This window comes from Pseudomonas sp. RA_35y_Pfl2_P32 (assembly GCF_963970735.1).
Classification (GTDB): domain Bacteria; phylum Pseudomonadota; class Gammaproteobacteria; order Pseudomonadales; family Pseudomonadaceae; genus Aquipseudomonas.
In genome coordinates this window covers 72,993-91,088 of the sequence record NZ_CAXAQF010000013.1, presented here as the reverse complement: position 1 = coordinate 91,088, position 18,096 = coordinate 72,993, and the positions used below count along the sequence as shown (strand labels likewise).

18 protein-coding genes are annotated in these 18,096 nt (G+C 60.2%); 10 read left to right on the top strand and 8 right to left on the bottom strand.

Annotated elements, in window-relative coordinates; genetic code table 11:
- Nucleotides 1-33: 33 nt before the first annotated feature.
- A complete protein-coding gene (ettA, locus tag AACY45_RS14840) occupies nucleotides 34-1,698 on the top strand; it encodes an energy-dependent translational throttle protein EttA (protein WP_339546155.1) in 1,665 nt (554 codons plus the stop codon).
- Between the two features lie 264 nt (nucleotides 1,699-1,962).
- Nucleotides 1,963-3,300, top strand: coding sequence for an NADP-specific glutamate dehydrogenase (gene gdhA / locus AACY45_RS14835; RefSeq protein WP_339546154.1), 1,338 nt, complete (start codon nucleotides 1,963-1,965; stop codon nucleotides 3,298-3,300).
- Here gdhA and AACY45_RS14830 read toward each other — a convergent pair.
- The 4 genes from AACY45_RS14830 to AACY45_RS14815 form a co-directional block, all read right to left on the bottom strand.
- Entirely contained in the window at nucleotides 3,297-3,791 is a 495-nt protein-coding gene (locus AACY45_RS14830; protein WP_339546153.1) for a GreA/GreB family elongation factor, read from the bottom strand. The two genes, gdhA and AACY45_RS14830, sit on opposite strands and share 4 nt — an antisense overlap.
- Before the next feature lie 143 nt (nucleotides 3,792-3,934).
- Complete coding sequence (locus AACY45_RS14825) at nucleotides 3,935-4,240, bottom strand: chorismate mutase (RefSeq protein WP_339546152.1); 306 nt, start codon at nucleotides 4,238-4,240, stop codon at nucleotides 3,935-3,937.
- Between the two features lie 66 nt (nucleotides 4,241-4,306).
- A complete protein-coding gene (locus AACY45_RS14820; protein WP_339546151.1) occupies nucleotides 4,307-6,160 on the bottom strand; it encodes an Lnb N-terminal periplasmic domain-containing protein in 1,854 nt (617 codons plus the stop codon).
- Between the two features lie 91 nt (nucleotides 6,161-6,251).
- Nucleotides 6,252-6,740, bottom strand: coding sequence for a DUF3015 domain-containing protein (locus tag AACY45_RS14815; RefSeq protein ID WP_166591513.1), 489 nt, complete (start codon nucleotides 6,738-6,740; stop codon nucleotides 6,252-6,254).
- 277 nt (nucleotides 6,741-7,017) lie between these two features.
- Between AACY45_RS14815 and AACY45_RS14810 the strand changes: the two genes are divergently transcribed.
- Both AACY45_RS14810 and AACY45_RS14805 read left to right on the top strand, forming a co-directional pair.
- On the top strand, nucleotides 7,018-9,456 hold the full coding sequence (locus AACY45_RS14810) for a Lon protease family protein (protein WP_339546150.1): 2,439 nt from the start codon (nucleotides 7,018-7,020) through the stop codon (nucleotides 9,454-9,456).
- Between the two features lie 270 nt (nucleotides 9,457-9,726).
- Complete coding sequence (locus tag AACY45_RS14805; protein ID WP_339546149.1) at nucleotides 9,727-10,068, top strand: PA4575 family protein; 342 nt, start codon at nucleotides 9,727-9,729, stop codon at nucleotides 10,066-10,068.
- Between the two features lie 2 nt (nucleotides 10,069-10,070).
- On the opposite strand, the gene AACY45_RS14800 is transcribed toward AACY45_RS14805, so the two are convergent.
- Nucleotides 10,071-11,900 carry a hypothetical protein gene (locus AACY45_RS14800; RefSeq protein ID WP_339546148.1) on the bottom strand — a complete coding sequence of 610 codons (1,830 nt, stop codon included), beginning with the start codon at nucleotides 11,898-11,900 and terminating at the stop codon, nucleotides 10,071-10,073.
- Between the two features lie 157 nt (nucleotides 11,901-12,057).
- Between AACY45_RS14800 and AACY45_RS14795 the strand changes: the two genes are divergently transcribed.
- The 3 genes from AACY45_RS14795 (at nucleotide 12,058) to AACY45_RS14785 (ending at nucleotide 13,706) form a co-directional block, all read left to right on the top strand.
- On the top strand, nucleotides 12,058-12,546 hold the full coding sequence (locus AACY45_RS14795; protein ID WP_020296439.1) for a TIGR00645 family protein: 489 nt from the start codon (nucleotides 12,058-12,060) through the stop codon (nucleotides 12,544-12,546).
- Nucleotides 12,547-12,656: 110 nt separating this feature from the next.
- A complete protein-coding gene (locus AACY45_RS14790; RefSeq protein ID WP_339546147.1) occupies nucleotides 12,657-12,959 on the top strand; it encodes a DUF6482 family protein in 303 nt (100 codons plus the stop codon).
- 129 nt (nucleotides 12,960-13,088) lie between these two features.
- Nucleotides 13,089-13,706 carry an FKBP-type peptidyl-prolyl cis-trans isomerase gene (locus AACY45_RS14785; protein ID WP_339546146.1) on the top strand — a complete coding sequence of 206 codons (618 nt, stop codon included), beginning with the start codon at nucleotides 13,089-13,091 and terminating at the stop codon, nucleotides 13,704-13,706.
- A gap of 74 nt (nucleotides 13,707-13,780) precedes the next feature.
- Here AACY45_RS14785 and AACY45_RS14780 read toward each other — a convergent pair whose 3' ends face one another.
- The 3 genes from AACY45_RS14780 to AACY45_RS14770 form a co-directional block, all read right to left on the bottom strand.
- The gene (locus AACY45_RS14780) at nucleotides 13,781-14,038 is read right to left on the bottom strand and encodes a PA4570 family protein (RefSeq protein WP_339546145.1); all 258 of its coding nucleotides are present in this window, start codon (nucleotides 14,036-14,038) and stop codon (nucleotides 13,781-13,783) included.
- A 202-nt stretch (nucleotides 14,039-14,240) separates the two neighbouring features.
- The gene (locus AACY45_RS14775; RefSeq protein WP_339546144.1) at nucleotides 14,241-14,582 is read right to left on the bottom strand and encodes a zinc ribbon domain-containing protein YjdM; all 342 of its coding nucleotides are present in this window, start codon (nucleotides 14,580-14,582) and stop codon (nucleotides 14,241-14,243) included.
- Nucleotides 14,583-14,741: 159 nt separating this feature from the next.
- Nucleotides 14,742-15,710 carry a polyprenyl synthetase family protein gene (locus AACY45_RS14770; protein ID WP_339546143.1) on the bottom strand — a complete coding sequence of 323 codons (969 nt, stop codon included), beginning with the start codon at nucleotides 15,708-15,710 and terminating at the stop codon, nucleotides 14,742-14,744.
- 240 nt (nucleotides 15,711-15,950) lie between these two features.
- On the opposite strand from AACY45_RS14770, the gene rplU reads away from it, so the two are divergent.
- From rplU to cgtA, 3 genes are all read left to right on the top strand, one after another.
- On the top strand, nucleotides 15,951-16,265 hold the full coding sequence (gene rplU, locus AACY45_RS14765; RefSeq protein ID WP_003176051.1) for a 50S ribosomal protein L21: 315 nt from the start codon (nucleotides 15,951-15,953) through the stop codon (nucleotides 16,263-16,265).
- Nucleotides 16,266-16,300: 35 nt separating this feature from the next.
- The gene (gene rpmA, locus AACY45_RS14760) at nucleotides 16,301-16,576 is read left to right on the top strand and encodes a 50S ribosomal protein L27 (protein ID WP_093419745.1); all 276 of its coding nucleotides are present in this window, start codon (nucleotides 16,301-16,303) and stop codon (nucleotides 16,574-16,576) included.
- A gap of 194 nt (nucleotides 16,577-16,770) precedes the next feature.
- Nucleotides 16,771-17,994 carry an Obg family GTPase CgtA gene (gene cgtA / locus AACY45_RS14755; protein WP_095166490.1) on the top strand — a complete coding sequence of 408 codons (1,224 nt, stop codon included), beginning with the start codon at nucleotides 16,771-16,773 and terminating at the stop codon, nucleotides 17,992-17,994.
- Nucleotides 17,995-18,096 lie beyond the last annotated feature (102 nt).

Genomic DNA, 18,096 nt, shown 5'->3' with positions numbered 1-18,096 from the left:
CTTTATTCCACCGTTACTGACGCTAGGTTCTCCATGGCTCAATACGTCTTCACCATGCATCGGCTGGGCAAAGTTGTTCCGCCGAAGCGGGAAATCCTGAAAAACATTTCGCTGTCGTTCTTCCCAGGCGCGAAGATCGGCGTACTCGGCCTCAACGGTTCGGGTAAGTCCACGCTGCTGAAAATCATGGCCGGCGTCGACACCGAGTTCGACGGCGAAGCCCGTCCGATGCCGGACCTGAACATCGGCTACCTGCCACAGGAACCTATCCTGGATCCGACCAAGACTGTGCGTGAAGTGGTCGAGGAGGCGGTCAGCGTTATCAAGGACGCGCAAGCGCGACTGGACGAGGTTTACGCGGCCTACGCCGAACCGGATGCCGACTTCGACAAGCTGGCGGCCGAACAGGCCAAGCTCGAAGCCATCCTGCAAGCCGGCGACGGCCACAACCTGGAGCGCCAGCTGGAAGTCGCCGCCGACGCGCTGCGCCTGCCGGCCTGGGATGCCAAGGTCGAATTCCTCTCTGGTGGTGAGAAGCGTCGTGTGGCCCTGTGCCGCCTGCTGCTGTCCGCGCCAGACATGCTGCTGCTCGACGAACCTACCAACCACCTGGACGCCGATTCCGTGGCCTGGTTGGAGCACTTCCTGCACGACTTCCCGGGCACCGTGGTTGCGATCACGCACGACCGGTACTTCCTGGACAACGTTGCCGGCTGGATTCTGGAACTCGACCGCGGTGCGGGCATTCCTTATGAAGGCAACTATTCGGGCTGGCTGGAAGCCAAGTCCGACCGTCTGGCGGCCGAATCCAAGCAGCAGTCGGCTCACGAAAAAGCCATGAAGGAAGAACTGGAGTGGGTGCGCAAAGGCGCCAAGGCCCGCCAGTCGAAATCCAAGGCTCGTCTGCAACGCTTCGAGGAAATGCAGTCCCAGGAGTTCCAGAAGCGCAGCGAAACCAACGAGATCTACATCCCGGCCGGTCCACGCCTGGGTGACAAGGTCATCGAGTTCAAGAACGTCACCAAGGGCTACGGCGATCGTGTCCTGATCGACAACCTGTCGTTCTCCATGCCTAAAGGCGCCATCGTTGGCGTGATCGGCGGTAACGGTGCGGGTAAATCCACCCTGTTCCGCATGCTGATGGGCAAGGAAACTCCGGATTCGGGCAGCATCGAAGTCGGCGAGACCGTGCAGTTGGCGTGTGTGGATCAGAGCCGCGAAGACCTGGACGGCAGCAAGACCGTGTTCCAGCAGATCTCCGACGGTTCCGACCAGATCCGCATCGGCAACTACGAGATCCCGTCGCGCACCTACGTGGGCCGTTTCAACTTCAAGGGCGGCGATCAGCAGAAGTTCGTCAAGGACCTGTCCGGTGGTGAGCGTGGTCGCTTGCACCTGGCCCTGACCCTGAAAGAGGGCGGCAACGTGCTGCTGCTCGACGAACCGTCCAACGACCTCGACGTTGAAACCCTGCGTTCCCTGGAAGAAGCCCTGCTGGACTTCCCGGGCGCCGCCATTGTGATCTCTCACGATCGGTGGTTTCTTGACCGCGTCGCGACGCACATCCTGGCGTACGAAGACGACTCGCAAGCGATCTTCTTCGAAGGTAACTACACCGAGTACGAAGCCGACCGCAAAAAGCGTCTTGGCGAAGCGGCCGCCCAGCCACACCGGGTACGCCACAAAAAACTGGCCTGATCGGCTGGTGGCATGAAATAACGGAGCCTGTGGGCTCCGTTTTTTTGTGCGGCCCGTTTGCCCGAGCGTTGTCACTGATGGTGCGAACACCTGCTCTCGGGTCCCTGTTTCTGTGCACAAACGGCGAAAAAATTGGATTAAGTTATATCCATTGCACCATTTAATTTCATAACTGCGACATTTTGCGCTGTTCCGGTGCTCCGTTCGTTTGTTACAGTCCGGCTCAATCTCTCCCAACGACAATAAATTTGCCGAGACTTTTCCATGATCGAATCCGTCGGATCCTTCCTTGCGCGCCTGAAAAAACGTGACCCTGACCAACCTGAATTCCATCAGGCCGTCGAAGAAGTCTTGCGCAGCCTGTGGCCCTTTCTCGAAGCCAATCCGCACTACCTGACCTCGGGCATCCTGGAGCGCATCTGTGAGCCGGAGCGGGCCGTGGTGTTTCGGGTTTCCTGGGTCGACGATCAGGGCGCGGTGCAGGTCAATCGCGGTTTCCGGATCCAGATGAACAGTGCCATCGGCCCGTACAAGGGCGGCCTGCGCTTCCACCCGTCGGTGAACATGGGGGTGCTGAAGTTCCTGGCCTTCGAGCAAACGTTCAAGAACTCCCTGACTTCACTGCCGATGGGTGGCGGCAAGGGTGGGTCGGACTTCGATCCCAAAGGCAAGAGCGACGCGGAAGTGATGCGCTTCTGCCAGGCTTTTATGAGCGAGCTGTACCGCCATATCGGCTCGGACGTCGATGTTCCGGCCGGCGACATCGGCGTGGGCGCGCGGGAGATCGGCTTCCTGTTCGGCCAGTACAAACGCCTGAGCAACCAGTTCACCAGCGTGCTGACCGGCAAGGGCATGAGCTACGGCGGCAGCCTGATTCGCCCGGAGGCTACCGGTTTTGGTTGCGTGTACTTCGCCGAGGAAATGCTCAAGCGCCGGGGTGAAAAGGTGCAAGGCAAGCGCGTGGCAATCTCCGGCTCCGGCAACGTGGCGCAATACGCCGCGCGCAAGGTCATGGACCTGGGCGGCCAGGTGATTTCCCTCTCCGATTCCGAAGGCACGCTGTACTGCGAGGGCGGGCTGAGCGAGGAGCAGTGGTCGGCGCTGCTGGAACTGAAAAACGTCAAGCGCGGCCGCATCAGCGAGCTGGCCGCACGGTTTTCCCTGGAGTTTCGTGCCGGACAAAGCCCGTGGGACCTGCCGTGCGACATCGCGCTGCCGTGCGCCACGCAGAACGAACTGGACGCCGAGGCCGCCCGCACTTTGCTGCGCAATGGCTGCATCTGTGTCGCCGAAGGGGCGAACATGCCGACTACCCTGGCGGCCGTGGATATCTTCATCGAGGCTGGAATTCTGTTCGCCCCGGGCAAGGCGTCGAATGCCGGTGGTGTTGCGGTCAGTGGCCTGGAAATGTCGCAGAACGCCATGCGCCTGCTGTGGACCGCCGGAGAAGTCGACAGCAAGTTGCACAACATCATGCAGTCGATCCACCACGCGTGTGTGCACTATGGCGAGGAGAACGGGCGGATCAACTACGTCAAGGGCGCGAACATCGCCGGCTTCGTCAAGGTCGCCGACGCGATGCTGGCCCAAGGCGTGGTTTAACGGGTCTCGATGCGGATGACTTCGATCAACTGATTGCCGGCGGGCCGTTGCCAGAGCACTTCATCATTGAGTTGTGCGCCCAACAATGCCCGGCCCAGTGGTGAACTCCAGTTGATCAGGCCCTTGGCGGCAACGGCCTGGTCTTCACCGACCAGTTGCACGCGCCGCTCGGTGCCTTGCTCATCGGCATAGGTCACCCAACTGCCGATCTGTACCTTGTGGGTCGAGGTGGCCGGGGGCACGACCTGGGCGCTTTGCAGGCGCTGATGGTAGTAGCGCAGGTCACGCTGCAGATCCGCCAGGCGTTGCGGGTCGGCCTGTTCGCCCAGGGCCGACTGCGCGCCGTGCAGGGCCTGCAGTTCGCCGACCTTGTCCTGCAACTGCTTCAGGCCGTCGGGGGTGACATAGTTGGGCTGGCTGCTGACCTGGCGCTCGACGGGCTGGTCGGCTTGGGCGGCGGCGTTATCTTCATTGACGAAAGCGCGGCTCATGGCGGTTCTCCCTGTATGGGGTTTAGGCCATGCTCGCAGGCTTTTAGTTTCCCGGGTTATTCAAAAGCGACCGCGCCACGTCACATTCCAGACTCCAGGTCCGGGGTTAACAGTCAATCCGCAGGGGCCGGTAACCCCGCTGACTATTCGGTTGGCGCGCCCACCAGGCGGCTGTGTTCGGCCAGTTCCTGGTCGATGAAGGCGGCGATCATGGCCCGGTACACCTGTTCGGTCACGCCGGGGTGGGCGCCGACTTGCTCGGATAACGCGCGCACCTTGGCGATGACCTGTTCCACCCGTTGCGGCGCTTTCACCCCATCAACGTCTTTCTTGAAGCGGGCCGCCTGTGCCACATAGGCACCGCGTTCGGCCAGCAGGGTGACGATCTGCCGGTCCAGGCGATCTATCTGAGTACGCACTTCTTCGAGGGTGTGGCAGTGGACGTCCATGTTTGTTTCGTTCCTTTTTTTTGGGGGGGGAGGGCTTACCAGTGAAGGCAAGCCCCTGGGGGGCATTCAATAGTGATACCACTTCAACTCTAGCATCACTTCATTCTCCGCCGACGCGAGGTGGCTGAATTCGCGCTGCGCGCTCAGGCGCAGGCCGAGGTTGCGCGACAGTTCCCACTGCTGGTTCAGGCTCAGGCTACGGCGCACCTCGCCGTTGGTGAAGAAATCGCCGCGGGTTTCCAGGCTCAGGTTGCCCAGCGGGTTGCGCCACAGCAGGCCACTGTTGAAGCCGGCCGCTGGCGAGATGAACTCGGCGAAGTCATTGTTGTGTTCGACCCGCACCGTACCGAGGGCAAACCCCAGCACATCCTCGCCCAATTGCCAGGTACCGCCGGCGCCGCCGTTGACATGGCTGACCAGGGTCTCGTCATCGTGCTTGCCCGGCACCCGTTCCAGACCACCGGTAACTTGCCAGGACCAGGGTTGCAGCAGTTCGTTGCGTGGAGTCAGGGAGCGGATGGTGGCCAGGTCCAGCTGTTGCAACTGCCACTGGTTGCCTTCGTACTGGCGCAGCTTCATCTGCAGGATTTCAATTTGTGCGCCCAGTGGGAAACTCTCGGCGTTGTCGTTGAGATCGTGATAAGCCATGCGCAGGCCATATTCACCGAACGCCTGGTCGCCGCGGGTACCGATACCCGCCTGCCAGGTGCGTGATTGGTGGCCGTCTTCCGGCAGCCCCGGGCGCTCGATGGCTAGCTCCGGTGGTGGATTCTGGTTGATCGCCCGCAGCAGTTCGAAACTGCGTTGCGCCCGGGCCGGGTCGCGCTCCTGGCCATTGGCGCGGTAGCGTTCCAGGCGGTAGGCGGCATCGATGATCAATGCCTGGCGGTCCCGTGGCAGCGCCTTGCAGGCGGGTGTCTGCAACTGTTGCGGGTCGGCGCTGACCTTCAACACCCACTGTTGCTCGTCATCGGACAGCGGCTCGGCGCGGCTGAGCAACTCGCGCTCGCGGGATGGCCGGTAGTCGATTTTTTCCACCAGTCCGGCATCTTTCACCGCCTTGACGGTGTCGGTGGGAATGGCCGTCAGGGGGAATTGTTCGGTCAGCTTAAGCCCCGGTCGTGCCACCTGCAGCAGCTCCAGCAGGCGGTAGGAGCAGTTTTCATCGAAGAAGAAATAGTCGAACTGGATCTGTTTCAGTTCCCAGACGTGCTCGACCATGCGCTCGGTTTCGGCCTGGGTCAGGTTCAGTCGGTACTCCCACAGGTCGCGGTTTTCCAGGCTGCGGTATTCCGAGAGTTTTTCCTGATAGGGGACCAGGGCGAACAAGCCCGGGTAGCCGCCCATCAAGCCCTTCCAGGCATACAGGATGCTGTTGTCCGAGCCTTCGATATAGGCGCCGAAGTTGATCGCATAGCTGAGCAGGGCGGTATTGTCGCTTTGCACGCCGGCCTGGTCGATCCGTAGCAGGGTGTGGCCAAACATCGAAGACGGGCTGTTGAGGTAGGCCGCCGGGAAAATCATCACCGCACTGTGGGGTGAGACATCCTTGAACCATTGCTTGAATTCGCTGCAGTCCACCGCGGGCAGGTCGTTGAGCTCGAGTTGCGCCTGCAGCCAGCGGGTACGCGCCGGGTAAACGCATTGTGCATGCTGCTGGCCGAGGCTCGCCGGGGCATACAGTGCCTGCACGGTGGCGGCCAGTTCGGCGGCCGGGTGTTCGGCGCCGTCGGCGGCGAGGAAAAACGTGGGGTCGCTGATGTAGCTGCGCCAGCCGCCGAGCTTGGCGGTTTCGTAATGGCCCAGGGAAATCCAGAACGGGTCGTTGGCCAGTTGCTGCAGACGTTGGTTGTCGAGATGAGGCGCGGCGGACAGCGGGGCGCAGACAAACAGCGCCAGGCAGGCAAGGCGTTTGAGCATGGTGGGCAACTTAAGTCGAAAAAATAAAGACCAAATACCGTCAGGTCAAAAAAACAAAACCCGCCCCGGTAAAGGGCGGGCGAGGTCGAGCTTAAGCCGGGGTGGCGTATTTGGCCAGGCGGGTATCGCCCTTGAGTACGGCCAGGGTATTGGTATGCACATCTTCAGCGGTCACGTCAGCCTTGCTGAAGATCTGCTGGAAATGTTCGTGGGTAACGGCTGCGAAGTGCGCACGATCTTCCGGTGCGACGCCCAGAACCACCGCGTAGGTGGTCAGTGCTTCACCCTGACCCTTGGCCATGTCTTCGGACAGTTCGTTCATCATGCCGTTCATGGCGAACCAGGACTTGCCGCCATAGGTCAGCGCAGCGTTGGTCGCGCAGCCGTTGGTACCGGAGGTCATGCCGAACGTGGCGTTGCCCGAGGTGCCGTTGGTGGTGGAAGCCAGGAAGTGAGCCGGGGTGCCACGCTGGCCTTCGAACAGCATGTTGCCCCAACCGCAATCCGGGCCGCCTGGCGCTTGCGCCATGGCGTTGAGGGATACAGCGGTGAAGAGAGTACCAAGAAGAATCCGTTTCATAGCTTTGTTCTCTTTTATGTGCGTACCAATGGACAGGAGTTCTGAGGCCAAACTGGCATCAGTGGGCCGGTTATTAGTCCAGCCGCGCAGTTTGGAGTTTAGGCAGGTTCCGTGGGTTCCGTGGTTTTTTGCAAAATATTCCTCAAACCAGTGATTTAGACGGGACTTGGGCTGGGTTCGGCGCTTGACTATGCTTTTCCCCAAGGCGCGCCTTGCCAGTCAGGTGCGGGCAGCGCCAGAATGCCTTCAACTGCCCCGCCTGATGTAAGGAAGCCCGATGCCTGATCCTGTTGCTGCCAGCTTGCGTCTAGCGCCCGAAGCGCTGACCCGTCCGTTTTCCGCTGAACAGTTCAGCTTCACTACCACCAATGATCTGGAGCCTTTTCGCGGTGTGCTCGGCCAGGAACGCGCGGTCGAAGCCTTGCAGTTCGGTGTGGCCATGCCACGCCCCGGTTACAACGTGTTTGTCATGGGGGAGCCTGGCACTGGCCGGTTCTCGTTCGTCAAACGTTACCTCAAGGCCGAAGGCAAACGCCTGCAGACCCCGGCGGACTGGGTCTACGTCAACAACTTCGATGAGCCCCGCGAACCCCGGGCACTGGAGTTGCCGTCGGGCACGGCCGGTGCATTCATCGCCGATATCAATGGCCTGATCGACAACTTGCTGGCGACCTTTCCTGCGGTCTTCGAGCACCCGTCCTACCAGCAAAAGAAAAGCGCCATCGACCGCGCGTTCAATCAGCGCTACGACCGTGCCCTGGACGTGATCGAACGTCTGGCACTGGAGAAGGAAGTCGCGCTGTACCGCGACAGCACCAATATCGCTTTCACGCCGATGAGTGAGGGCAAGGCGCTGGACGAGGCGGAGTTCGCCCAGTTGCCGGAAGCGGTGCGCGAGCAGTTCCACGAAGACATTTCCGGGCTGGAAGAGCGACTCAACGAAGAGCTCGCCAGCCTGCCGCAGTGGAAGCGTGAATCCAGCAACCAGATGCGTCATCTGAATGAAGAAACCATCACCCTGGCCTTACAGCCATTGCTTGCGCCGCTGTCGGAAATGTACGCGGAAAATGCAGCGGTGTGCGGCTACCTGCAGGCGATGCAGGTGTATTTGCTGAAAACCGTGGTCGAGCAATTGGTCGACGACAGCAAGACCGACGCCGTTGCCCGCAAACTGCTGGAAGAGCAATACGCGCCGAGCCTGGTCGTGGGGCATTCGGTCAGTGGTGGTGCGCCGGTGGTGTTTGAACCGCACCCGACCTACGAAAACCTGTTCGGCCGCATCGAGTACAGCACCGATCAGGGCGCGCTCTATACCACCTATCGTCAACTGCGACCCGGTGCCTTGCACCGGGCCAATGGCGGCTTCCTGATCCTGGAAGCGGAAAAAATGCTCAGCGAACCATTCGTGTGGGATGCGCTCAAGCGCGCCCTGCAGTCACGCAAGCTGAAAATGGAGTCGCCGCTCGGGGAAATGGGGCGCCTGGCCACGGTGACACTGACGCCGCAACACATCCCGTTGCAGGTCAAGGTCATCATCATTGGCGCCCGCCAGTTGTATTACACGCTGCAGGACCTGGATCCGGACTTCCAGGAGATGTTCCGGGTGCTGGTGGATTTCGACGAAGACATTCCCATGGTCGACGAAAGCCTGGAGCAGTTTGCCCAGTTGCTCAAGACCCGCACTTCGGAAGAAGGCATGGCGCCGCTGACCGCCGATGCGGTGGCGCGCCTGGCCACCTACAGTGCGCGCCTGGCCGAGCACCAGGGACGTTTGTCGGCGCGTATCGGTGACCTGTTCCAGTTGGTCAGCGAGGCGGATTTCATCCGGCACCTGGCTGGCGACGAAATGACCGATGCCGGGCATATCGAGCGTGCACTCAAGGCCAAGGCCACCCGTACCGGGCGCGTCTCGGCACGGATTCTCGATGACATGCTGGCGGGGATCATCCTGATCGACACCACCGGCGCGGCCGTGGGCAAGTGCAACGGGCTGACGGTGCTGGAAGTCGGTGACTCGGCCTTCGGCGTGCCGGCGCGGATTTCCGCCACGGTCTATCCGGGGGGCAGCGGCATTGTCGACATCGAGCGGGAGGTCAACCTCGGGCAACCGATTCACTCCAAGGGCGTGATGATCCTCACCGGTTATCTGGGCAGTCGTTATGCCCAGGAATTCCCGTTGGCGATTTCGGCGAGTATTGCCCTGGAGCAATCCTACGGGTATGTCGACGGCGACAGTGCGTCCCTGGGCGAGGCGTGTACGTTGATCTCGGCCTTGTCGAAGACACCGCTCAAGCAGTGTTTCGCCATCACCGGCTCGATCAACCAGTTCGGCGAAGTGCAGGCAGTGGGTGGGGTCAACGAGAAAATCGAAGGCTTCTTCCGACTCTGCGAAGCGCGCGGCTTGACCGGTGAGCAAGGCGCAATCATCCCGCAGGCCAACGTGGCCACGCTGATGCTCGATGAGAAGGTCCTGGCGGCGGTGCGGGCCGGGCAGTTCCATGTCTATGCGGTGCGCCAGGCCGACGAGGCATTGAGCCTGCTGGTCGGTGAGCCGGCCGGTGAACCGGACGAGGACGGCCAGTTCCCTGAGGGCAGCGTCAACGCACGGGTGGTCGAGCGTTTGCGGGTGATTGCGGAAATGATCAGCGAAGAGGACTTGAAGGAGGCGGAGAAAGAACTGGCGCAGGAGGCGCTGGCCGAAGCCAAGCCGGCTTGATCCCCACCGGCCAGCCCCTGTAGGAGCATGGCTTGCCCGCGAATGCGTACGAAAGCGCGCCTTCGCGGGCAAGCCTTGCTCCTACATTTTTTTGCGGCGTAGCGAATGGCGTCAAAAAACCAGCAACGACCATTCGGCGCTTCGTCACCCTCGGCAACTTGCTGATTCGACTTTTCTTCTATGCTCAGGTCTAGGATATCGACAGTTATCACTGGATCGAGACAGCCTTCGCGTGGAGGCTGAACACCGGATCTATCGAGGGTCGCCGCCATGTCGCGCAACCTCTGCCTTACCCGTCAATGCCTGGGTCTTGTGACCCGGATCGAATGCAGTGTGCGCCCTCTGGCCGGCGATACCGGTATGTGGACCTTACTGTTTGCTGCCGGCATGGCAGGCGAACAGCCCTCGGCCATCAAGGCCCAAGGCCCGTTTCACGGCCCTTTTGTGGCTGAGTCCATACTCGATACCATCGTTGAAAGCCTGACCATGCATGGTTATCAACTGGCCGATGACCCGCAGATCTGGTGCTTGCACCTGCAAGCCCAGCTACGGGAAATCAACGGTGGCCGGTATCGCAACCAGGATGGCTTCGATTTGACGCCCAGGCATTAGCCTCACTCGGCAGGGGAGAGGCTCGGCGTCTTGTCGAGCTTGACCTCAAAGCCATACTCGAGGGTTTCCAGGTCGGTGCGCTGGTAGCTTTCCAGGTGGGTCGGTTGACCATAGAAGTAGTGCACGTCCAGCACAGCGGGTCCCTCTGTGTTGGTGTCATGGCTGACCAGCAAAATTTCCTTCAGGTAGTTGCCGCTTGCGTCCTTGGCGAAGAAGCGCCAGGCCTGCGCGGGAAAAACCTTCTGGTCCACCAACAGGGCATTGCCCCTGAGCTCCAGGCCCTTGGGCAATTTGCTGGCATCCAGGCTGCGCTTTTCGATATGGGCGAGAAACAGTGGCATGGAGCCAACGGCGTAAGCCGGGGTTTCGGGGAACAGGGTCAGGTCGTAGGTGATGGTGGCGCGTAAGGGATCGATTTCGAAGGCTTCGGTTGGCAACTCGATGGGAGCGCCACGCTGGCCGTTGTCACCCAGGGTGAAGAAGGTCAGCGGAGTCGCGCCGAGGCTGAATGAGTTGCCGAGGAGTTCGTCGTTGAAGCTGCTGGGGTGGTCGAATGCGATGCGCGCAGCACTGGCATCCTCCACCGACTGGGTGATGCGAATACTGTTTTTCAGTTGCTGTGCGTCCAGGCTCGCGCCTTTGAGCCAGTTGCCGGCCTGATCGTCATAGACCACCACGGGCGGGGTGAGGCTTTGAATGGTTTTGTCGGTGGTGTTGCGGTCAAAACGCCTGACGGGCAGGTTCAGGTCCTTGCGGGTCACGGTGACGGCGGAAAAATCCAGCACGTTGACTTCCAGGCTGTCGATGGGGCCATTGAAGTACACCTTGGTGTAATGATGGGTTTGCTGGCGCTCGAAGGCTTGCAGTTCGTCGTTGAGCTGCTTTTCCAGCGCGTCGCTCCAGGCGGTCTGTTTTTGCATCTCGGCCAACTGTTTTTGATAGAAGGCTATTTGTGCCGAGTCTTCGTTGATCGAGCCGGCGCGTGCGAGGAATTGCCCGGTCTGGTCCCGGGCCTGGACGATCAGCGGGTTGAGCGGGGTATCGCCGAGTTCGGCGGCCAGCGTTGCGCGGTTGTCGACCGTGACTTCGGCGTAGTTGTTCTCGAGGCTGTGCAGGGTGACGCTGAGGTTGGCCTCGGTGCGTGTGTGCCCGAGGTCCTTTTGGGTCAGGTTGAAGGTCGCGACCTTGTGCGGCGCGATCATTTCGACCTTGCCTTGCAGGGTCAAGGGTTGCGGCTGGCTGCTATTGGCCACCTCCAGGCCCTCGACAAAGGGGTAGGCGAGGGTCAGGTCATCCGGGGCGGTCAGGCTGGAGCTTGAGGGGCTCAACTGGGTGCCGGGATCGGTTTCCGACCATTCGGCCTGGAAGGGGATGACCTGCTTGTTGCTCAGGGTGACCGATTGCCATTCCAGGCCGTAGGGGAAGGGAAACTCCGCGGGCATGTTGAAGTTGAAGGGGAACACCGGTTGCAGGTCGGTCAGGTAATCGGAGCCGGCATCCTTGCGCAGGACGAACAGGCCATTGATGTAGGTGTCAACCAGCGCCTGTGGGCTTGTGTAGTGCCTGAGCAACGCCATGGCGTCGTCGCCGTACTCGGTTTCGACCGGCTTGCCGGCCAGCTTCTGTTGAGCGCGCTCGAGCAGCAGCAGGGAGCCGCCGAGACGGGATACGGCATCCTTGAGCTTGGGATCGGTGATGGCGTCCAGTGACTTTTCGAACTGGGCGGTTTTGTCCTCGAGGCTTTGCGAAGGCTTATCGTCCGCGGGCGAGCAGCCGCCAAGCAGCGCCACCAGGCACAGGCCGATCGTCATTAAGGGCAAGCGCACAGCCATTTTCCAGTATTCCCGTACGACGCACGTGGGTGCGAACGCTTTGGACACTAGCAGAAATCCCTTGCCAAGACTTGTAGGTTGTGGATTTACCGGCGGTTTATGGGGGGGTGAGCGGCTGATATACTCGCCGCCATTTCCAGCCTTGGTGTGAGACTTAATGGAACGCTTTATCGAAAACGCAATGTACGCTTCGCGCTGGTTGCTGGCCCCTATCTACTTCGGCCTGTCCCTGGGTCTGCTGGCCCTGGCCCTGAAGTTCTTTCAGGAAGTCTTCCACGTTATCCCCAACGTCTTCTCGATGGCCGAGTCGGACCTGATCCTGGTCCTGCTGTCGTTGATCGACATGGCCCTGGTAGGCGGCCTGCTGGTGATGGTGATGATCTCCGGCTATGAAAATTTCGTGTCCCAACTGGACATCGACGAGAGCAAGGAAAAGCTCAACTGGCTGGGTACCATGGATTCGTCTTCGCTGAAGATGAAAGTCGCGGCCTCGATTGTGGCGATCTCCTCGATCCACTTGTTGCGCATCTTCATGGATGCCAAGAACGTCGATCCCGAGCACCTGAAGTGGTACGTGATCATCCATATGACCTTCGTGATTTCGGCGTTTGCCATGGGCTACCTGGACAAACTGACCAAGCATTGATCATCCCGCGGGTGGCAAACGGACGGGCGGCAGCGTTGGTGGCTTGTGCTTTGGTGCGTCGAGGCCTATCCCTGTAAGGGTCTTGGCTCGCCAATGCACGGGGTGCGCACATGAACCTGCAAGAGTTGAACGCCTATGCCATTGCCGGCAAGGTCGATGAGTTGAACCTGATCTCCATGGAAGGCGGGATCTATCTGCTCGAAGCACGGATGCACGGCGCGGCCTACCCGTTGAGCGACACCCATGGCCAGATGATGCACCTGCGTTCGGTGGAGCATGCGCGAGAAATGCTCCACGCCTTTCCCAGGCTGCCGTTCAATCTGGTCCACACCTCGGTCCACGACGAGATGTGCGGGTTGGGCGCCAGTAGCGAGGACAGCCTGAAAGTGCCGATCGCCTTCCGTTCGGCTTGAGGGTGCTGGCCCCCTGATCACGGCACGGGCATCTGTGCTAGTCTGCTCGCCCTTTTGGTTCCGGGCGCTCCGGGATGCGCTGTGCACGCACGGCAATGTCTCGGGCCGTCCGCACAGCGGAGCAGTGTCATGTCCGAAGTAAATCTTTCCACCGACGAAACCCGCGTCAGCTACGGCATTGGCCGTCAGTTGGGCGACCAACTGCGCGACAACCCGCCACCGGGCGTTAGCCTGGACGCAATCCTGGCAGGTCTGACCGACGCTTTCGCCGGCAAGGAAAGCCGCGTTGGCCAGGAAGCCATGTCGGCCAGCTTCAAGGTCATCCGTGAAGTCATGCAAGCCGAAGCGGCCGCCAAGGCTGAAGCAGCGGCGGGTGAAGGCCTGGCATTCCTGGCGGAAAACGCCAAGCGTGACGGCATCACCACCCTGGCTTCCGGTCTGCAATTTGAAGTCCTGACTGCCGGTGAAGGCGCCAAGCCATCCCGTGAAGACACCGTGCGTACTCACTACCACGGCACCCTGATCGACGGCACTGTGTTCGACAGTTCCTACGATCGTGGTCAGCCAGCAGAATTCCCGGTGGGCGGCGTGATCGCTGGCTGGACCGAAGCCCTGCAACTGATGAACGCGGGCAGCAAATGGCGTCTGTACGTGCCGAGCGAGCTGGCTTACGGCGCTCAAGGCGTTGGCAGCATCCCGCCGCACAGCGTTCTGGTATTTGACGTCGAGCTGCTGGACGTTCTGTAAGACCCGGCCTGATAGGCTATCGGGCTAATGTGGGAGCAAGCGGGCGCTCGCTCCCACAGTTTTAGCGCTGATCTTCATACTTCGAACTTGCTGTTCAGATCGCTCACCGGGCGCAACGCTCGGGCATAGCAAAATAGAAACAGGTTGCGCACCAGCTCTTTGAGCACCACCGGTTCGCTGGAGCTCAGGCCATTGAGGTCGAGGTCGCCCTGGTCCTGCAGTTCGCTCAAGGCTTCTTCTTCCAGTACTGCGCAGACTTCCCCGGTTTCCCGATGCAGGATCCTGAGGTAGGGGTGTGGGCGGTCCAGCCATGCATCGATCAAGTAAGTCATGATGCTCATCTCCTTTCTGTGGGTCTGATGAGAATAATTCTTATTCAATTAATAGCAAGTGCCTATTGGCGGTTTCTGCGGATTTTGTGCGCGGGAGTTGCTCGGGATCAAACGGCTGGCGTTTTGCTATTGGGGCTGGAGGAGGGCTAGCGAGGGGGAGGAGCAGCCATCCCGCGCGGGCGCGCGATGGCTGGCAGCTGGCTCAGACCTTTCTGACGAACTCGGATTTGAGTTTCATCGGGCCGATGCCATCGATCTTGCAGTCGATGTCGTGGTCGCCATCGCACAGGCGGATGTTCTTGACCTTGGTGCCGACCTTGACCACCAGCGAGGTGCCCTTGACCTTGAGGTCCTTGATCACGGTGATGGTGTCGCCGTCCTGCAGGACATTGCCGACCGAATCCTTTTTCACGGTTTCATCGGACGCCACCTCGGGTTCGCCGTTGGCGGACCACTCGTGGGCGCACTCCGGGCAGATCAGTTGGGCGCCGTCTTCGTAGGTGTATTCGCTATTGCATTTCGGGCAGGGTGGCAACGTGCTCACTAAAGCTCCTTGAGTTCAGGATGACTAAAAGCGCACATTATATAGGGTTTTAACCGCAGGCGGGGAAGGCGTAGAAACAACTGTGGGAGCGAGCTTGCTCGCGATAGCGCCAGATTGGCAATTGCTATCGCGAGCAGGCTCGCTCCCGCAAGGGGTGAATCAGTGCGTGCGGGCGACCGCGAACTCACTCAGTTCAACCAGGGCATCGCGGTACTCGCTGGCTGGCAGCGTTTCCAGGCACTGGATCGCGCGGGCCACATAGTGGCGCGCCAGTTGTGCGGTGTAGTCCAGCGAGCCGGAGGCTTCCACGGCGGCGCGGATGCTCTCCAGGTCTTCGATGCCGCCTTTCTGGATCGCCTTGCGCACCAGGGCTGCCTGTTCCGGCGTACCTTCGCGCATGGTGTAGATCAGCGGCAGGGTCGGCTTGCCTTCGGCCAGGTCGTCGCCGACGTTCTTACCCAGGGTTTCGGCATCACCGCGGTAGTCGAGCAGGTCGTCAACCAGTTGGAACGCCACGCCCAGGTGATCACCAAAGGTGCGCAGGGCTTCGCTCTGCTCCGGGGTTGCACCCGCCAGGGCGGCAGCGCTGTGGGTCGAGGCTTCGAAGAGCATCGCGGTCTTGCCGCGGATGACTTCCATGTAGGTTTCTTCGGTGGTGCTGGCGTCGCGCACCTTGGACAGCTGCAGGACTTCGCCCTCGGCGATGATCCGCGTGGCCTGGGACAGGATCTTCATCACCGGCATGGAGCCCAATTCGACCATCATTTCGAACGAGCGCGAGTATAGGAAGTCGCCGACCAGTACGCTCGGGGCATTGCCCCACATGGCGTTGGCCGTCGAGCGGCCACGGCGCATGCCGGACATGTCGACCACGTCGTCGTGCAGCAGGGTGGCGGTGTGCAGGAACTCGATAGTGGCCGCCAGCAGGCGCATGTCGTCGCCTTCGCGACCCAGGGCCTTGCCACACAGCAACACTAATAAAGGACGCAGGCGCTTACCGCCAGCCGAGGTGATGTAGTCGCCGATTTTCGATACCAGCGGCACTCGGGAAGTCAGCTGCTTCTTGATGATGCCGTCGACGGCGCTAAAATCGTCCGCCACCGCGCGGTAGAAAGCTTGGGGTTGCATCAGCGACAGGTGCTCCATAAGGGTTGCGCGGCATGCTAGGACCCACGCCTGCGGGTGTCAAGGCGCGATGGACGGCCCCTTGCAACGCGCTCCTGGCTTGCGTACAATCGCGCACCCTGAACTTCCTGGGCAGCACCTGCCTTACGCAATTGCAAACCGGCCTTCCAGCCTTATGCAGCCATGCCAGCCAATACCTCTTCTTATAAAGAGCTGGGTGAGCAGGATTATCGGAGAAATACCATGTCTTATGCAGTAATCGTTACTGGTGGCAAGCAGTACAAAGTTGCTCCAGGTGAATACCTGAAGATCGAAAAACTGGAAATCGCTACCGGCGAATCCGTTACTTTTGATCGCGTTCTGTTGGTTGCCAATGGCGACGACGTGAATATCGGCGCTCCAGTTGTTGCTGGTGCTACCGTTGTGGCTGAAGTGATCTCCCAAGGTCGTCACGATAAAGTCCGCATCATCAAGTTCCGTCGCCGTAAGCACCACATGAAGCGTATGGGCCACCGCCAGTGGTACACCGAGATCAAAATCACCGGTATTCAGGCTTAATTTCAGCCTAATTCCTCACTAGGAGAATTGAACTCATGGCACACAAAAAAGCTGGTGGTAGTACCCGTAACGGTCGCGACTCAGAAGCCAAACGCCTTGGCGTGAAGATGTATGGCGGCCAGGTTATCATTCCGGGCAACATCATCGTGCGTCAGCGCGGCACCCAATTCCACGCTGGCTACGGCGTTGGCATGGGTAAAGATCACACTCTGTTCGCTAAAATCGACGGCGTGATCAAGTTCGAAGTAAAAGGCGCTTTCAACCGCCGTTACGTGAGCATTGTCCCGAAGACTCCAGTCGTCGCGGCATAATTACGTAGTTGCTGGAAAAGCCCTGTCTTGCGACGGGGCTTTTTCGTTTGTGGGGTGAGTCTCTTGCAAAGCTGTTTGTAATGGGCGAAAGCAGCTGGATTTGCGGTCGTTGCTTGAGGTCGCTGCGCTCATTTTTGCAAGAGTCTTATGTCTTGGTTTTTTCGGCTCGTCCGTATGGCGAGAGGCGTTTTGTTATGAAGTTTGTTGATGAAGTATCGATTCGAGTAAAAGCTGGCGATGGCGGCAATGGCTGCATGAGCTTCCGTCGGGAAAAATTCATCGAAAACGGTGGTCCGAACGGTGGTGATGGGGGTGATGGCGGCTCGGTCTACATGATCGCTGACGAAAACCTCAATACCCTGGTGGATTACCGCTACACCCGGCACTTCGATGCTGAGCGTGGCGCCAACGGCGGCAGCACCGACTGCACCGGCAAGAAGGGTGAAGAGCTGGTGTTGCGGGTTCCGGTCGGCACCACGGTGATCGACTCGGCAACCCAGGAAGTCATTGGCGACCTGACCAAGGCCGGCCAACGGCTGTTGGTGGCGCATGGTGGCTGGCACGGCCTGGGTAACACCCGTTTCAAATCCAGTACCAACCGGGCGCCACGCCAGACGACGCCGGGCAAGCCGGGCGAGCAGCGTGACCTCAAGCTGGAAATGAAGGTGCTGGCGGACGTCGGTCTGCTGGGCTTGCCCAACGCCGGTAAAAGTACCTTTATCCGTTCGGTATCGGCTGCCAAGCCGAAAGTTGCCGATTACCCGTTCACCACCCTGGTGCCAAACCTGGGCGTGGTCAGTGTCGATCGCTGGAAAAGCTTCGTCATTGCCGACATCCCGGGTCTGATCGAGGGTGCTTCGGATGGCGCTGGCCTGGGGATTCGTTTCCTCAAGCACTTGTCGCGTACCCGTCTGCTGTTGCACCTCGTCGACATGGCGCCGCTGGATGAAACCAGTGCAGCCGATGCCGCCGAAGTGATCGTCAGCGAACTGACCAAGTTCAGCCCGTCCCTGGCTGAGCGTGATCGTTGGCTGGTGCTGAACAAGTGCGACCAGATCCTCGAGGAAGAGCACGAAGAGCGCGTCAAGGAAATTGTCGATCGCCTGGAGTGGACTGGTCCGGTCTACGTTATCTCGGCCATCGCCAAAGAAGGCACTGAGCGCCTGACTCGCGACATCATGCGTTACCTGGAAGATCGCGCCGATCGCCTGGCCAATGACCCGGCGTACCGCGAAGAGCTGGCGGATCTTGATCAGCGCATCGAAGACGAGGCGCGTGCCCAGCTGCAGGCCTTGGATGACCAGCGTGCCCTGCGCCGCAGCGGCGTGAAGTCGGTCCATGACATTGGTGACGATGACTGGGACGAAGAAGATGTGGATGACGAAGATGGTCCGGAAATCATTTACGTGCGTGACTGATTCGTTGCGATAAACTTAAGCGCCGCTCCTTGGAGCGGCGTTTTAGTATCTGGAAATCGGTAGTCACGAATAACGTTATGGACAGCGCTGGGTCGTGCTGTC

Bases quoted from the DNA above. Each gene is read 5' to 3' on its own strand.
- ettA (WP_339546155.1), top strand. From the start codon at position 34: ATGGCTCAATACGTCTTCACCATGCATCGGCTGGGCAAAGTTGTTCCG.
- gdhA (WP_339546154.1), top strand. From the start codon at position 1,963: ATGATCGAATCCGTCGGATCCTTCCTTGCGCGCCTGAAAAAACGTGAC.
- AACY45_RS14830 (WP_339546153.1), bottom strand. From the start codon at position 3,791: ATGAGCCGCGCTTTCGTCAATGAAGATAACGCCGCCGCCCAAGCCGAC.
- AACY45_RS14825 (WP_339546152.1), bottom strand. From the start codon at position 4,240: ATGGACGTCCACTGCCACACCCTCGAAGAAGTGCGTACTCAGATAGAT.
- AACY45_RS14820 (WP_339546151.1), bottom strand. From the start codon at position 6,160: ATGCTCAAACGCCTTGCCTGCCTGGCGCTGTTTGTCTGCGCCCCGCTG.
- AACY45_RS14815 (WP_166591513.1), bottom strand. From the start codon at position 6,740: ATGAAACGGATTCTTCTTGGTACTCTCTTCACCGCTGTATCCCTCAAC.
- AACY45_RS14810 (WP_339546150.1), top strand. From the start codon at position 7,018: ATGCCTGATCCTGTTGCTGCCAGCTTGCGTCTAGCGCCCGAAGCGCTG.
- AACY45_RS14805 (WP_339546149.1), top strand. From the start codon at position 9,727: ATGTCGCGCAACCTCTGCCTTACCCGTCAATGCCTGGGTCTTGTGACC.
- AACY45_RS14800 (WP_339546148.1), bottom strand. From the start codon at position 11,900: ATGGCTGTGCGCTTGCCCTTAATGACGATCGGCCTGTGCCTGGTGGCG.
- AACY45_RS14795 (WP_020296439.1), top strand. From the start codon at position 12,058: ATGGAACGCTTTATCGAAAACGCAATGTACGCTTCGCGCTGGTTGCTG.
- AACY45_RS14790 (WP_339546147.1), top strand. From the start codon at position 12,657: ATGAACCTGCAAGAGTTGAACGCCTATGCCATTGCCGGCAAGGTCGAT.
- AACY45_RS14785 (WP_339546146.1), top strand. From the start codon at position 13,089: ATGTCCGAAGTAAATCTTTCCACCGACGAAACCCGCGTCAGCTACGGC.
- AACY45_RS14780 (WP_339546145.1), bottom strand. From the start codon at position 14,038: ATGACTTACTTGATCGATGCATGGCTGGACCGCCCACACCCCTACCTC.
- AACY45_RS14770 (WP_339546143.1), bottom strand. From the start codon at position 15,710: ATGCAACCCCAAGCTTTCTACCGCGCGGTGGCGGACGATTTTAGCGCC.
- rplU (WP_003176051.1), top strand. From the start codon at position 15,951: ATGTCTTATGCAGTAATCGTTACTGGTGGCAAGCAGTACAAAGTTGCT.
- rpmA (WP_093419745.1), top strand. From the start codon at position 16,301: ATGGCACACAAAAAAGCTGGTGGTAGTACCCGTAACGGTCGCGACTCA.
- cgtA (WP_095166490.1), top strand. From the start codon at position 16,771: ATGAAGTTTGTTGATGAAGTATCGATTCGAGTAAAAGCTGGCGATGGC.